The sequence below is a fragment of the Psychromonas sp. SP041 genome (assembly GCF_000470315.2).
Lineage (GTDB): Bacteria > Pseudomonadota > Gammaproteobacteria > Enterobacterales > Psychromonadaceae > Psychromonas.
This window is the reverse complement of record NZ_CBRF02000009.1, coordinates 15642-30627: the sequence shown is the minus strand read 5'-3', so window position 1 is coordinate 30627 and position 14986 is coordinate 15642. Positions and strand designations below refer to the sequence as shown.

Genomic DNA, 14986 nt, shown 5'->3' with positions numbered 1-14986 from the left:
AATTGGTACACCTTTTGAGGTGTAAAATTGATTATATGCTATGCTAATAATGTATAAATATTTTATAATTTGTTAGAGGTCTTATGACAGATAAAACAAAAACATTACTAGCTTCATTGACAATATATAATGGTAACATTCGTACCGTTAAAGATTGTAATGCTAGTTTTACAGAAATGTTAGGTTTTTCTGAATCTCAAATTAAGCATGTCCCATTAGCGGATAAATTAGTGTTATGTGATGAATCTTCTTTTTTAAATTTAGATGATTTATTTGAAATGGCAATGAATACCTCTGACGGTGTTTTTACTTCAGCTAAAATGTTTAACAATTTACATTATGCAGTGAGTGTTAAGTTAAATTGCGTACATGAAGAAAATGAAACGTTTAAGCTATATTTTTCTGTGTCAGAAAACAAATCACTCGATCCTATTTCTAAATTACCCAATGGCTGGGCATTATCTTCTCGTATTAATTATTTACTGAGTAATGAAAAACTCACTTTAAAAAATATGATATTAATCATTTTGGAAGCGGATAATTTTTCAACGATTAATTACCGCTATGATTATGGTATAGGCGATCAGTACTTAGTCTTATTAGGGAAACGCTTACAGGGTATGGTTAAAGGCTTTGGTTTTGTAATACGTTTTTCAAATGCAAAATATGCGATTCTAATAGAAGATTATGAAAGTCTCCCTCAAAATATATTATACAACCGGATTGAACTGATTTGTCAAAACTTATGTTTGGCACTTGCTAAACCCATTACGATCTCTAATGAACTGCAAATAACCAAATCTTTTAGTATTGGTGTTACTTCTCCTGGTTACGATTATGATTGTTATCATGCAATGGAAATCGCAGCGGAAACAGAAAAAGAAAAATCTAAAAAATACAGTATTAATAAGTTTTTTATTGCCTCGTCGGAACCTGCGGCGGAGTTACTCACACGAAAGCTAATTATTGAAGCTTTACCTGAAGCGATTGTAAAGGACCAAATTGAAGTTCATTATCAGCCTCAATTCGATATGAAGACGAGGGAATTAATTGGCCTTGAAGCTTTGTCTCGTTGGAATGATGAGACTTTAGGCTGTATTCCTCCTAATATTTTTGTTGAGATCACTGAGGATATAGGACTGCATTTCGAGTTTGATTTGTGGGTGTTTGAAAAAGTATGTACTCAAGTCATTGCATGGCAGCATCAACAGATTCATGTACCACGTGTTGCTATCAACATATCATTTAAAACAATGGAAATGACGACTTTCATTGACCGCATTAAATATATTTTAAAAAAGACAAGTTGTCCTACTCATTTTATTGAGTTAGAAGTCACTGAAACGAGTTCAATTAATAATATTAAAATGCTTACTGATAATATGTTACAGGTGAAAGAATTAGGAATGCATATTGCAATAGATGACTTTGGTACTGGCTATTCTTCATTGAGTTTAGTGCGTACTTTTCATTTATCATTAGATAAATTAAAACTAGATCGTAGTTTAGTTGACAAAGTTTGTCAGACTAAACTTGATAGAAATTTTGTTGGACATATTATAGGTCTAGGTAAGATTTTAAATTTAACTGTATTAGCTGAAGGTGTTGAAACACAACAACAGTTAGATGCGTTAATTGAACTTGGTTGTGATTATGCACAAGGGTATTACTTTTCTAAAGCCTTATCTCGTGACGATATTACAGCTGTAATGCAGGACAGTTACACCACTTGTTAATCATTTGAACACTTTTTCTAGTTTTTTAATTTCGCAGCGTTTAACAAGTGCTTTAATTTATAGACTCTAGATTGCTTCATTGTATTTATATAGTGCATCTAACTCGCCATGTTGAATATCTTTATTTACGCTATGTAAACAGCTTTGCGCCACCTTTACTACTATGTCCATATTTTCATAACATTTACTTTCATTTTTACCATAAGCTAAAAACGTTAGTGTTACTTGAAACCCCATTCCACCAGTATCTGGTTGATCTCCCAATGCTAAATAACAGGTTTGAGAATGTGATAAAGCAATCGCACCCGCTTTAAAATTAGGTTTCATGGTTGAAACCGAAGTCAATATTTTATTGATAAGCCAATGAACACTCTTTTCTTGGCAGTTTTCTGGTATATCTCGAAATAAAATCATTAATCGAGCACTGCATTTTTTAGCGTAAGGATATTGTTGATCTGTATTTTTCTCTGCTGCATTAAATACACAATCATTACTTTCCAGGGTTGAGGTAGGGCTGTTTACCCACTCAATTAATGAATAAAACTGTTCTACAAAATTCCATTTTTTAAAAGGAATAAGATCCTCTAATGTACTGCGTATTAATTTAGGCTGTTTTTTGAAATCGATATAAGCATTACTATCATTTGATACCATGGTTGTCCAAGGGTGAGATCTTAGTGCGCTATCATCAATCTGCTTGGAAATTAAAGCATCCATTATTATGGCCTTTTTATTTGAATCTACTGAAAGAAAAGCGATTCTAACAGTTAATTTAACATTGCTGTATAGAATATAAAATGAATGTCAGAATAAAAAATTTACCGATTAATAAATGGTTAATAGGCTCATCTATTGATGTTATTTGTGCCATGCAAGGTAACATAATATTGTTAAGTCTTTTCTAATTGATAGTTTTGATTTGCATACAAAATAGTTTGAAAAATAGACATTATTTTGGTGTCACAATGGTTGATGAATAAGTGTGAATCAAGTACTCTAATATTGTTAATTCGCCTTTAGGCAGATGTATTCTTACACAATTAATGTGGTATTTTTTATTGCCTAATAATTAGTGATTACAATTATAAAACATGAGGAAATGAAATGGCTGATATAGATATTGGTATAAGTAAAGAAAATAGAGCGGAAATATCAGATGGTTTAAAACGACTATTAGCTGATTCTTACACGTTATATTTACAAACGCATAATTTCCATTGGAATGTCACAGGTATGCAGTTTCGTGAATTACATTTAATGTTTGAAGAGCATTACACGGAACTGGCTACAGCGGTTGATGATATTGCTGAACGTATTAGAACGCTTGATGTTCCAGCTCCAGGAACTTACAAAGAATTTGCAAAATTGAGCTCAATTAAAGAAGTCGACGGTGTGCCAAGTTCATCTGAAATGGTCGAATTATTGACTAAAGGACATGAACAGGTTATTAAAACGTCACGTCAAGTATTGAAAGTTGCGCAAGAAGCTGACGATGAATCTACTGCTTCTTTAGTATCTGACCGTATGCGTATACATGAAAAAACAGCTTGGATGTTAAGAGCGACTAAAACTGCATAAATTAGCAACTGTATTTAGTTAACTACATTTACAATTAGCTACAACGAAAAATAATATAGGCGTGCTATATACCTTATTATTTTTCGTTTATTAAGCACAACCAGCCAAAGGGACTCACGTGATTTCAAAATTACCTCGTTGGGTTGAATATGGTTCGTTTGTGCTTTCTTTTGTTGCGGGTCTCGTTAACTCTGTTGGCTTATTAGGTTTTCAACATCAATCCGTTTCACACCTGTCTGGTACTGCAACTTTACTGGGTACAGGTCTTATCAACACAAGTCTTTCTGATACTTTACACTTAGTCTTTATCCTACTTAGCTTTTTGGGTGGCTCTGTCATTTCTGGGTATTTTTTAAATGGTGGATCATTAAAGTTAGGGCGTAATTACAGTGGTCTTCTTTCTCTCGAAGCACTGCTTTTGTTTGGGGCTATTTATTTTCTATCCAAAGATTCTGTTAATGGACATTATTTAGCTTCAGCAGCTTGTGGGCTGCAAAATGCACTGGCGACAACTTACAGTGGGGCTGTTGTAAGAACAACACATGTAACGGGAATATTTACTGATATCGGGATTATGTTGGGGTCTAAATTAAGAGGGGAGCCCTTTGATCGACGAAAACTAACATTATTTCTGTTGATTATTTTGGGGTTTATTTCTGGTGGACTATTCGGCGCTTATTTTTTTAATTTGTTGAAATTTCAAGCCTTGTATATTCCTGCAAGTATTTGTTTATTATTAGCTTTATCCTATTCAATTTACAATATAAAGGCTAATCAGTAATCTGTTTCTGATTAGCAATGATAAGTTTTAATTTATATATGGAGCTTGATTATCATGGAACTGAACACCTTACTACTTTTTGTTATTTCAGCGCTTTCTATCAATTTAATCCCTGGTCCAGATGTTATTTACATCGTAACAACGACAATGAAAAATAAAATGAAGTCTGGTATTGAGGCTTCATTAGGGTTGGGCGTGGGTTATTTAATTCACACTATTGCCGCTGTGTTAGGCCTTTCTGCATTAATTTTAAGTTCTGCATTTTTGTTTACTGTGATTAAGTATTTAGGTGCACTTTATCTATTGTACTTAGGGATCAGTTCATTATTGAGTTGTTACCGTAACGATTCTAAATTAACCGCTGAAACATCTAATGAGCCACCTAAAAACATTTTTAAACAGGGCGTTATTATTAGCGTATTAAATCCTAAAGTGGCGATGTTCTTTTTAGCGTTTCTTCCTCAATTTATTGACCCTTCAGCGACTAACGCGACGACGGAGCTACTTACTTTAGGTTTGTTATTTAGTGCATTAGCGACATGCTGTAATCTATTTTATGCGAGTTTAGGTAGTATTTTGTTTAGTAGTCCTAAAGCGCAAAAATACTCAAGAATATTAGAAGGGGTCTCTGGTACTATTTTAGTCGGCTTGAGTGCTAAAATAGCGTTAACAAGTAATCGTTAATTTGCTAAACCATATTGAATATAGCCACCTTATTTGGTGGCTATCGCTGATCAATGGGTATAATCCGATGATTTTCATCGTTTAATCATTTCTACTTATACCAATGGAATTAAATAAGTGATCAGAGATTGCGCAGGAAAAATTAGCACTAATAAGGCGTGAGTTGTAGGAGATAGTTGTTCTCACTTCAAAACTCACAACGCAGTTAGGGGTGATTTTAACCAGCAAGAATGATCACCTTATTAATTCTTTTGGTATTAATTGCTTTGCTTGCATTAAGATCTCAAGTGCTCTCTTGCGCTTTTCTGTATCGTATAAATCATTAGTAAATATAAATTCATCGACGTTGAGCTGTTGCGCTATCATTTCTAATTTATGTTTTATACTGGCAGGGCCTCCAGTGACGCTTAAACTTAAAAAGCTATCTACTTGTTGTTTCTCTTGTGCTGTCCATAATCCATCCATTGTTTCAACAGGAGGTGTTAGCCATAACGCTTTGCCGCGTATGAGTGCTAGTACACGTTGTTTTGATGTTGTTGATAGATATTGTGCTTCTTGATCTGTTTCTGCAGCAACGAGAGGCAATGCGAGCATAAAGTAAGGTTGACTGAGCGTACTCGATGGTTTGAAGTTTTGTTTATATAAAGCCACTGCATCATGTAAAAAACGCGGTGCAAAATGTCCAGCAAACACATAAGGTAAGCCTTTTTCCGCCGCTAATTGTGCACTGAATAAACTTGAACCTAATAACCAAATAGGCACATTGGTCTCTTCACCTGGAATGGCCCTAATTCGGCTGTTACTGTTATATGGACCTAAGAATTTTTGTAGCTCACTGACTTCATTTGGAAAGTTCTCAGCTCGTCGCATATCACTGTTTAAAGCTTGGCTTGTTATTGAGTCACTACCTGGCGCTCTTCCAAGTCCTAAATCGATCCTGCCTGGATATAAACTTTCAAGTGTTCCAAATTGCTCTGCGACGACCAATGTAGAATGGTTTGGTAACATGATGCCGCCTGAACCTACGCGAATACGTTCAGTCTTTCCTGCGATATGGCCTACTAATATCGATGTTGCTGAACATATAATGCCTGGCATATTGTGATGTTCAGCTAGCCAAAAGCGGTTAAAGCCAAGTTGATCTGCTTTTTGCGCATATTGAACTGTTTTTGTGAGTGTGTCAGATACGCTTGCCCCTTTTATCATAGGCGCAAGATCTAATAATGAAAAAGGAATGTTTGATAACAAAATAGTACCTCTCAGTAAAATGTATGTTGAATTGAAATACATTTTTATTACCATTATTTACTTTATATTTTTGTTATCCATTCAAAGTAAACAATGAGTTTTTGTCAGTGAAATGTTCTTAGACTCGGTATGTTTATACATACTGTGCTTATAGCGATTATTTAGTTTCATAATATATCTAAGCAATCGCGACTGCATATAATTAGAGATGGGGGGCGTAGAGGACAATTCAAGTAGAAACGATCTTTTAAGTTAAGTTTAATCTTGATTCGCTTGTTGCTGACGTTGTTCTTTATAGCGCTCTGAGTTAAGGCCTTTTTTCCAATAGCCTGATGCCACAATGTTAGTGCGAGATATTGCGTACTGTTGGTCAAACATTTTTTTAAGTTGGCTGACTAATCCTGCTTCTAATGCCATAAAAATAGTCGGCAATGATGCTGTTATGCTTAGGTTGCTTAATGCCTTCTCCATTGCTTGATTTGGCGTATTAGTGATAACCCAGTTCACTGGTCGTGTTGTCTCTAAATCAATAATATCTTGTTTAGAAGGGACATGGATAAAGGCATCGATTTTAGCTGTACTAGGAAGTTGTTGTAAGTAACCTTTAATCGCATTAACTGAGGTTAAGTCACCTAATAATATGTAATGTGATTGACTAAAATCATCCATTTTCTTAGGGCCTGGTCCTGCGATAGCTAAGCTATTCCCTATTTCGGTTGTTTGCGCCCATTTTGTAGCGGGCCCTTGATGCATATTAATCACAAAATCCAATGTAAGCGCCCCTGTTTTAGGCTCAACATCTCTGATGGTATATGAGCGCATGATTGCTGTTTTGGGGTCGACATTAAGATTAGATTGTCCTTCTTTCGGTAGTAACACTTTGACATAATTACCTATGTAGTTGTGCTTCGAAACATCAGTCAATTCTTTAAATGCTTCTGACCCAATAACAATACGTTGTAAGTGTGGTGTTATTTGCTGTGACGCTAACACAGTTGCTTGTCGAATTTGTCTGCTCATATTGGCCTACTTAGTCTTCATTTAAATTGTTATTAGGTGTTATTGCAGTAATGTTTGCACTAACGCGATATGGTTGATAAAATCAACTATATCGAATTGATTGACATTGTCAACTACTTTAAGGCGAGAGATGAATACTGTTAAACCTGTTGTTAATACATTATTGACACTGATGCAAAGCTATCGCGTCACGATACGTAAAGCTATTAATGCAAATGAACTTGGTTTGAATGCCATGCATGTGCGTTGTTTGCATATCATTGCTACAACTCAACGTTGCTCTGCCAATGATATTGTTACTCAAACCCAGCGGGATAAAGCACAAATTGCTCGTTTAATTAAAGAGCTTATTACACTTAATTTAATTGATAAGTGTGCGAGTGAAGAAGATAAACGTAGTTTTATTTTGTCTTTTACGGCTCAGGGAGATGTTCTCTTTAGTAAATTATTAGAGGCTGAAAAGCAAGTTAATACGTTAATGTGCAAAAATTTAACACCTCAACAGATTAAAGATTTCTCAAGTGTAGCCGCAATGATGAGTGAAAACCTAAAGTAGCCATCCTAAAGTAGCTACATAGCGCCTTAATTAACTACACAAATAGATAATATTAATGAGTCACTAATGTTAATAAGTGACATTATGTCGTTATGCAAAGTTGCTAATTGCAATTGCTATATGACGTCATCGACTATTCGAATGGTATTTAATAGTTATATAGAATAATCATATAAAGTGATTAGAAGAGGCTAAGTATTATTTGTTTAATGTTAATACAACAGGGCTCAATACTGTGTTGATTTAAATTTTGTATCGCCTAGTCATCAAGTGCGATAACAAATAAACTATTTCCAACTAACTGTTTATAAATAAAGGGCTTATATGGACGATTTGTACACGCAGTTGATAACTGTTTTCATGGGGTTTTTCGCTATTATGAATCCTATCGCTAATACCGCTGCCTTTGTTGGGTTAGTTGGGCATAAAAGTCATGCTGAAAAAATACGTATTGCAGCAAGAGCCTTGATTATTACCTTTGGTATTATTTTACTTTTCTCCATTCTTGGGAAAGTGATTTTCCATCTATTTGGCATTACACTTCCTGCATTAAGAATCGCTGGTGGTATTTTAGTCTTTTTAATTGGCTATCACATGCTGAACGGGTCCGGTTCTAAATTACACTCTCCTGAAAATAACGATGATTCTGATATTGCTGTTTCACCTTTAGCTGTGCCTCTTTTAGCAGGGCCGGGCACTATTGCAACAGCAATGAATTACTCAGCTTCAGGCGGAACTACGGGGTTAATTATTACCGTCTCAGTATTTGCTTTTTTGTGCTTAATTACCTTTTTATGTTTTATTTTTAGCTCAAAAATTTTAGGGATAATAGGAGAAGGGACGCTCAGCATTATTACTCGTTTAATGGGATTAATTTTAACAGTTATAGGCGTTCAAATGATAATTGAAGGGATTATTGGTGCGTTTAATATTTCAGGTCTCGTTTAACAGGCTATCAATAAGATATAACTTTAAACGATTGGTTGCTTTAGTGAGTCAGTTATTTTAATTGTGTATCTTGCGATTTTCTATATAACTATTTCTCATATAACCATTTATCATATAATAAAGTGTTATTAGGTCAGCCTATACAGAAAATACCCCATCATCACTATTAACATATTGATATTACGTTGAAATTTGATATTGTGATCTCGGTCTCTAATTGTTTAATATTTTTTAGAAAAAATTAAACATCACCCGTTAATTAGATTATTAAACTATTAAAAAACCGGACCAGTGCTTAAAAGTAAAATAAGAACATCGCTAATTAATCAGCTGTTTATATGGACGTTATATTTGTATAGGAGAAATACTATGTTGAAGGTGAAAAAAGCGAGTTATAAGGCGTTGTCTTTCGTTGAGCATATTGCATTATTTACTATTGCTTTATTAACCGTTGTCGCAATGGCAAATGAAGTGTGGATTGTATTTAAAAATTGGGAAGTCACTTTAGCTGATCTATTATTACTGTTTATTTATTTAGAAGTTTTTGCAATGGTTAGTTTGTATTTAAAGTCGGGGCGATTACCGGTAAGAATGCCGCTTTATATCGCAGTCGTTGCACTTGCTCGTTATATGATTTTAGATATGAAAAATCTAGATACGTGGAGAATGTTAGGACTATCTGCGTCAATACTCATTATTGTATTAGCGATTTTAGTCATTCGCTATGGTCATATTAAATATCCTTATGGTAATTCAGATAAAGAACTTTGATATAATATTTCTCATTATGTAGTTAAAGAACGATGCAAATTAAAGGAAATACGATGATAAGTTGCCACCAATATGATTATATTGAAATCGTATGTTTGTACCATTATCCTCTTAAGTTAACCTTAAAATCAGGTCAGATCATCGAGGGGATTGCTTTAGATACCGCGCGTAATAGCGCACGTGAAGAGTGTATTAAAGTGGATGATAAAGGGACAACTGTTTATATTGTGTTAAGTGATATTACGCTGCTCAGTGTGGATGTTGAAAACCCACATATTCAGCAAGTTTCTTTTGTTTAATTGATGGAAATCGAACAATTATTAGCTAACACGACCTTATTACATCAACAAGATCTTGGTGGTTGTATATTAGAAGTAAAAGAAACGGCGCAATATAGATGGTTTGAATATAATGGAAAGTCGATTCAGTCGTTAATGTCTAAAGCCACCCCAAAACAAGTGGTGATGCCAGTTTCTCAATCATTATTACTTTTTTTATTATTAGAGAATAACCCAACTAATATTCTTAATTTAGGATTAGGCGGTGCATCAATAGAACGCGCATTAGTTTCTTTACCTAATATAAAGATCACTGCTATCGATGCCTCACAACCTATTATTGATATGGCTAAACGGTATTTTTATTTACCTAACTCTATCAATGTTTATTGCCAACAAGCGGAACAGTTTGTTGAAGAGACTACGATTCAATACGATGTGATTTTATGTGATTTGTTTGTAGGAGAAAAAAGTCCTGAGTTTTTGTTTACTGAGCTTTTTTATAAGCAACTAAGTAAAATAACAAGTCCTAAAGGTGTGGTTTCTTTAAATATAAAAGCACAAAGCAATCAACAGCTTTTAAAAATGTTGTTTACGATTAAAAAATACTTTCCGAATATCACACTCATTGAGTTTGAAGATTATAGTAATATTGTGATCATGTGTAGTTATCAAACCATCCCTAATAAATCAATATTACAACAACGCTTACTTGGTTTTACTGAAGTGGACTTAAGAGGTTTGGATAAAACAATTGAAAAAATGACTTATATTCCAAGTCACGTACAAAAAATATAATCATCGATGTTACATGATAAATATCGACTATTAATCAGCTATTCATAATTAAGCTGTTTATTATAAAGGACACTATATATCTTCTTTTTCTATTGAAATAACAACACGTCTATTTTCTTGCCTACCTAGAATATTTCTATTGTCTGCTACATGGTGCTTCTCACCAAAACCAGATACTTTAATATTGTCATTATTAAACCCTAGTTCAGAGAGATATTCTTTAACGGAATTTGCTCTTTTTTCAGATAACACTTGGTTAGTATTAACACCGCCATAACCGTCTGAATAACCCGCCACTAAAATAACATTAATAGATTTATCATGCTTTATGTAATCACCGATCATTTTTAAACGTTTTTTTGAAAATTGAGTGAGTAAAGATCCATCTTTTTTATAACGTAAAATACTGTAGGAGATATCATCAAAATTATAAGGTAATAACTGAGAAATACAGTTGTTGAAATCATCGTAGCTTTTATTAAAGTTGATTGATGATAAACCAACACTAACCATTTGCTTATTATTGTACCAATCGTGAAAATAAAATGTTGGTACTTGTCCTCTTTCCAATTCATTGAGCATTCGCCAAGCACTTTGCTTAGTAACGTACCCATCAAATTGTTGATGAAATGTAATAGTATCTATTAATTCAGGGGCTGACCCAGGGTGCCATGCTGGCGGGACTGATTTTAATTGCACCACTTCAGTTGTTGGCATTGCTCTTTTACTTTCCAATCTAAAATCTAAATTGATTTTTTTACTGGCTTTAGCGATAAAATTAGCTTGACCATATCGAGGGATAGGGTGCTCAAGCGTACATTGTATAGGCGTTGAACTACTTAAATACCAATTAGAATTATCCATTCCTGCATGGTACTGCTTATTAGCAGAAGTTGCTGGCATTGTGGTTACTATGAATATTAAAGGTAGTATTTTTTTCATAATGGCTCGATATTTTTTAATCACTGTTGTTTATATCGGCAAGTGAATAAATATCTTTAGTAAAATTATGAGGTTTTTAATGCTTTCTGGCATAATAATCGAACTTTATTTTAACAGTGAGATGTAATGGATAACAAATTAGTAGATCGTTTTCGAGGTTTTTACCCGGTTATCATTGATATTGAAACTTCAGGTTTGGATCCTCAAGTCCATGCTATTTTAGAAATTGCGGCTATATTTCCTGAGATGGATGAGCAAGGGTACTTAAAAAGTGTAGATAAAATTCACTTTCATGTCATGCCTTTTGAAGGTGCAGAGTTAGACCCTAAAGCGTTAAGTTTTACTGGTATTGATCCTTTTAACCCTCTACGAGGTGCAATTGATGAGCGTGAAGCATTAACTGAAATATTTAAAAAGGTACGTAAATATCAAAAGAATAATGATTGTAGTCGTGCCATATTAGTGGCGCATAATGCATCGTTCGATCAAGGTTTCATTAATAAAGCGACGGAGCGTTGTAATTTAAAGCGTGTTCCATTTCATCCTTTTGCTTCATTTGATACTGCAAGTATGGCAGCTTTAACGTTAGGGCAAACCGTTTTAGCTAAAGCCTGTGAAAAAGCAGGCGTAGATTACGATAATAAAGAAGCGCATTCTGCTTTATATGACACAGAAGTGACTGCTGAGTTGTTTTATTACATGGTGAATCGTTACAAGGCATTTGGTGGTTGGTAATTAAATCAGTAACCTACAATAAAAACAATACCGAAAGTAGCAGTATTTTCATATAATAATACTTTTTATTTTATTATCAAGGTTCATGTTTTAATGATATATTTTCCGAAATTAAATTTATATTTTAAAATGTTTTATAGATGAGTTTTAAAGTGAATTTTTTGCTACTAAGGTGATCTATAAGTTTGAATTTTTTAACTGACTATTTTGTTTGTTGAAAATAGGTTAAATCGGTTAAAAAGGACTTGGTAGAAAATGATAAAAAATAAGTGCTATAAGCTCATTATGTCTGTGTGTTTTGTTTCGTTAATAGGATGTGGGGATAGCAGCTCTGATTCAGTGCAATCGAATAAGGCTTACAACGATTCTTCAAATGAAAGCACTGAAATTTTCGATGTATTAGAAGAATATGAATCTCTTGAGGTTAGTTGGGATGATCTAGCTGATAATGAAGAAGGGTTTCTTATTGAGCGAAGCCTTGGCGGCTCAGGCGATTTTGTTATACTCACTTCTGTAGGTGAAAATCAAATTAGCTATGTCGATACAAATGTCTTGTCTAATAACACTTATTGTTACCGCATTGGTGCATATAATGACAGTGGTATTGCTTACTCTGATATAAGTTGTAATGACGATAGTTGATTAAGTCGCCTCTCACTTCACCATATTGTAGATATAGAAAGTGTAGATATAAAAAATAGTTTTAAAAAAAGCCCATATTAACAATGTTAATATGGGCTTTTTTGATAGAAGGCTGCTTTATTATTTAGCTGCTTCTGCTTTTTCTGCTGCAGCAGTGATTAACTGTTGTAATTCACCTTGTTGAGACATCTCTAAAATAATGTCACATCCACCGACTAGCTCACCGTCTACCCATAATTGTGGGAACGTTGGCCAGTTTGCATACTTTGGTAGTTCTGCACGGATATCTGGATTTTGTAGGATATCAACATAAGCAAAAGGTTGTCCGCATTGCATTAACGCTTGCGATGCTTGTGATGAAAAACCACAGCTTGGTAATTTTGGCGAACCTTTCATGTATAACAAGATAGTGTTTTCGCTTAATTGTTCTTTAATTTTATCTAATGTTTCCATTATATTTCCTCTAACGATAGAATGTTATTAATTAATTGCGCATTATAACAGTTGTATACGCGCAATCTATCTATGAATTTGCAATTATTCTATCATAGATACAAAATGATCTAGATCAATCTTTGTGGTGGCTTTTTATTCATAAAGTAAGTATAAATGACCACTATAAAGTTAGATCCCCCCCCAGCCTTTATTAGGAGAATTTAAAATGGCTTTTGAATTACCAGCATTACCTTATGCAAAAGACGCATTAGAACCACATATCTCAGCTGAAACATTAGAATTTCATCATGGTAAACACCATGCAACATATGTTGCTAAACTAAACGGTTTAGTTGAAGGTACTGATCTTGCTGAAAAATCTTTAGAAGAAATCATCAAAACTTCTGAAGGTGGCGTTTTTAACAATGCTGCACAAATCTGGAACCACACTTTTTACTGGAACTGTTTAGCACCAAATGCTGGTGGCGAACCAACTGGTGAACTTGCTACTGCAATTAATGCTAAATTTGGTTCATTCGCTGAATTCCAAGCTGCATTAAATGATAAAGCAGTGAATAACTTCGGTTCTTCATGGACTTGGTTAGTTAAAAAAGCAGACGGTTCACTAGAAATCGTAAACACTTCAAATGCAGGAACACCATTAACAGAAGAAGGTACTACTCCTCTTCTTACTGTTGATTTATGGGAACATGCTTACTACATCGATTACCGTAACGTTCGTCCTAACTACCTAAACGGTTTTTGGGCATTAGTTAACTGGGAATTTGTAGCTAAGAACTTCGCTGCATAATTTGATAATGAATAATTAACTTTCGTTAATTTATTCATTATGAAAAAAGCCTATCGAGATATTATTATCTGATAGGCTTTTTTATTGTCTATTTTTTATTGAATTCAAAGTGAAAAAGATCAAAAAATTTTCGTGTGTTTACAAAACTAGACCTTACACATCACTAAACTTATCTCTAAAGCCCATTGCAACCAACTTAGTTAACTCTAAGGTTTAGATAAATAGAGTTTATGTCGCCTTAAGTTAATCAATACGGTTGAGCGGGTCATCTAATACTTGTTGCTTATAAATATCCACCCAGGCAGCAGTGGCGCCACAGACTGCAATTGGCATAATAATAAAGTTGACCAGCGGAATCGTGGTGCAAAAGCTGATAATCATACCGAAGGTGATATTCTTACCAAAACGAGTAGCAAGTGTTTTTCTCATCGTAACAAAAGACACTTTATGATTATCAAATGGGTAATCTGCATATTGAATTGCCATCATCCAACCCGCAAAAATAAACCAAACTATTGGTGCAATGGTTTGTCCAATGACAGGAATAAAAAATAAAATAAGGCAACCCAGCATACGTGGTAAAAAATAAACCCATTTTTGGCATTCTCTTTTCAATATACGTGGAAGGTCTTTAAATATATCTTGCCAACCATCATCATTTATTTGTGCATTGGTTAACAGGATCTCAGTTTTTTCTGCTAACAAACCATTGAATGGTGCAGCAATGAGATTAGCTATAGTAGAAAATATAAATGAAAAGGAAAATAGAATAGTAAAAATAATGATTGGCCATAATATGTAAGACAACCAGCTTAAGAAGGTCGGTAATTCTTGCATGTAGGTTTCAATCCATGCCGTGATACTGGAAAATAAAAACCAAAATGCACTGGCAAAGATAAGTACGTTAATCAGTAATGGAATTAACACAAATATTCTAAGTTGTGGATGACGGAGTAGTTGAATACCTTTTAGTAAGTAGCCTAAACCACTTAAGGGTTGATTAATTATGTTTGTACTGTTCAT

At 34.0% G+C, this 14986-nt stretch carries 18 protein-coding genes; 12 read left to right on the top strand and 6 right to left on the bottom strand.

Annotation, left to right across the window (positions count from 1 at the left end; all coding sequences use genetic code 11):
* Nucleotides 1–83 precede the first annotated feature (83 nt).
* Nucleotides 84–1736 carry a bifunctional diguanylate cyclase/phosphodiesterase gene (locus SP041_RS06755; RefSeq protein ID WP_025565405.1) on the top strand — a complete coding sequence of 551 codons (1653 nt, stop codon included), beginning with the start codon at nt 84–86 and terminating at the stop codon, nt 1734–1736.
* A gap of 66 nt (nt 1737–1802) precedes the next feature.
* Here the strand turns inward: SP041_RS06755 and SP041_RS06750 are convergent, their stop codons facing one another.
* Nucleotides 1803–2453 (bottom strand): hypothetical protein, encoded by a 651-nt coding sequence (locus SP041_RS06750; protein WP_025565406.1) that lies wholly within the window; start codon nt 2451–2453, stop codon nt 1803–1805.
* Between the two features lie 387 nt (nt 2454–2840).
* Between SP041_RS06750 and SP041_RS06745 the strand changes: the two genes are divergently transcribed.
* The 3 genes from SP041_RS06745 (at nt 2841) to SP041_RS06735 (ending at nt 4779) form a co-directional block, all read left to right on the top strand.
* Nucleotides 2841–3314, top strand: coding sequence for a Dps family protein (locus SP041_RS06745; protein ID WP_025565407.1), 474 nt, complete (start codon nt 2841–2843; stop codon nt 3312–3314).
* A gap of 118 nt (nt 3315–3432) precedes the next feature.
* On the top strand, nt 3433–4095 hold the full coding sequence (locus SP041_RS06740) for a YoaK family protein (protein WP_025565408.1): 663 nt from the start codon (nt 3433–3435) through the stop codon (nt 4093–4095).
* A 54-nt stretch (nt 4096–4149) separates the two neighbouring features.
* Complete coding sequence (locus tag SP041_RS06735) at nt 4150–4779, top strand: LysE family translocator (RefSeq protein ID WP_025565409.1); 630 nt, start codon at nt 4150–4152, stop codon at nt 4777–4779.
* 234 nt (nt 4780–5013) lie between these two features.
* Here SP041_RS06735 and SP041_RS06730 read toward each other — a convergent pair whose 3' ends face one another.
* Together SP041_RS06730 and SP041_RS06725 are read right to left on the bottom strand one after the other, a co-directional pair.
* Complete coding sequence (locus SP041_RS06730) at nt 5014–6027, bottom strand: LLM class flavin-dependent oxidoreductase (RefSeq protein ID WP_025563662.1); 1014 nt, start codon at nt 6025–6027, stop codon at nt 5014–5016.
* A 258-nt stretch (nt 6028–6285) separates the two neighbouring features.
* The gene (locus SP041_RS06725; RefSeq protein ID WP_025563663.1) at nt 6286–7047 is read right to left on the bottom strand and encodes a siderophore-interacting protein; all 762 of its coding nucleotides are present in this window, start codon (nt 7045–7047) and stop codon (nt 6286–6288) included.
* Between the two features lie 130 nt (nt 7048–7177).
* Between SP041_RS06725 and SP041_RS06720 the strand changes: the two genes are divergently transcribed.
* The 5 genes from SP041_RS06720 to SP041_RS06700 all read left to right on the top strand — a co-directional run bounded on the left by SP041_RS06720 (nt 7178) and on the right by SP041_RS06700 (nt 10398).
* Nucleotides 7178–7603 carry a MarR family transcriptional regulator gene (locus tag SP041_RS06720; RefSeq protein ID WP_025563664.1) on the top strand — a complete coding sequence of 142 codons (426 nt, stop codon included), beginning with the start codon at nt 7178–7180 and terminating at the stop codon, nt 7601–7603.
* A gap of 324 nt (nt 7604–7927) precedes the next feature.
* Nucleotides 7928–8551, top strand: coding sequence for a MarC family protein (locus SP041_RS06715; protein WP_025563665.1), 624 nt, complete (start codon nt 7928–7930; stop codon nt 8549–8551).
* A gap of 369 nt (nt 8552–8920) precedes the next feature.
* Nucleotides 8921–9322, top strand: a complete 402-nt coding sequence (locus SP041_RS06710) for a phosphate-starvation-inducible PsiE family protein (RefSeq protein ID WP_025563668.1) — start codon at nt 8921–8923, stop codon at nt 9320–9322.
* 53 nt (nt 9323–9375) lie between these two features.
* Nucleotides 9376–9621 (top strand): Rho-binding antiterminator, encoded by a 246-nt coding sequence (locus SP041_RS06705; RefSeq protein ID WP_025563670.1) that lies wholly within the window; start codon nt 9376–9378, stop codon nt 9619–9621.
* 3 nt (nt 9622–9624) lie between these two features.
* Entirely contained in the window at nt 9625–10398 is a 774-nt protein-coding gene (locus SP041_RS06700; protein ID WP_025563671.1) for an MnmC family methyltransferase, read from the top strand.
* Nucleotides 10399–10470: 72 nt separating this feature from the next.
* On the opposite strand, the gene SP041_RS06695 is transcribed toward SP041_RS06700, so the two are convergent.
* Nucleotides 10471–11340 carry an OmpA family protein gene (locus SP041_RS06695; protein WP_025563673.1) on the bottom strand — a complete coding sequence of 290 codons (870 nt, stop codon included), beginning with the start codon at nt 11338–11340 and terminating at the stop codon, nt 10471–10473.
* A 126-nt stretch (nt 11341–11466) separates the two neighbouring features.
* Between SP041_RS06695 and rnt the strand changes: the two genes are divergently transcribed.
* Both rnt and SP041_RS06685 read left to right on the top strand, forming a co-directional pair.
* Nucleotides 11467–12075, top strand: a complete 609-nt coding sequence (gene rnt / locus SP041_RS06690; protein WP_037048513.1) for a ribonuclease T — start codon at nt 11467–11469, stop codon at nt 12073–12075.
* Between the two features lie 255 nt (nt 12076–12330).
* Nucleotides 12331–12717 (top strand): fibronectin type III domain-containing protein, encoded by a 387-nt coding sequence (locus tag SP041_RS06685; RefSeq protein ID WP_025563675.1) that lies wholly within the window; start codon nt 12331–12333, stop codon nt 12715–12717.
* Between the two features lie 120 nt (nt 12718–12837).
* On the opposite strand, the gene grxD is transcribed toward SP041_RS06685, so the two are convergent.
* Nucleotides 12838–13170 carry a Grx4 family monothiol glutaredoxin gene (grxD, locus tag SP041_RS06680; protein WP_025563677.1) on the bottom strand — a complete coding sequence of 111 codons (333 nt, stop codon included), beginning with the start codon at nt 13168–13170 and terminating at the stop codon, nt 12838–12840.
* A 208-nt stretch (nt 13171–13378) separates the two neighbouring features.
* Here grxD and sodB point away from each other — a divergent pair, with 208 nt between their 5' ends.
* A complete protein-coding gene (gene sodB / locus SP041_RS06675) occupies nt 13379–13963 on the top strand; it encodes a superoxide dismutase [Fe] (protein ID WP_025563679.1) in 585 nt (194 codons plus the stop codon).
* 243 nt (nt 13964–14206) lie between these two features.
* On the opposite strand, the gene cysZ is transcribed toward sodB, so the two are convergent.
* Nucleotides 14207–14986, bottom strand: coding sequence for a sulfate transporter CysZ (gene cysZ / locus SP041_RS06670; protein ID WP_037048516.1), 780 nt, complete (start codon nt 14984–14986; stop codon nt 14207–14209).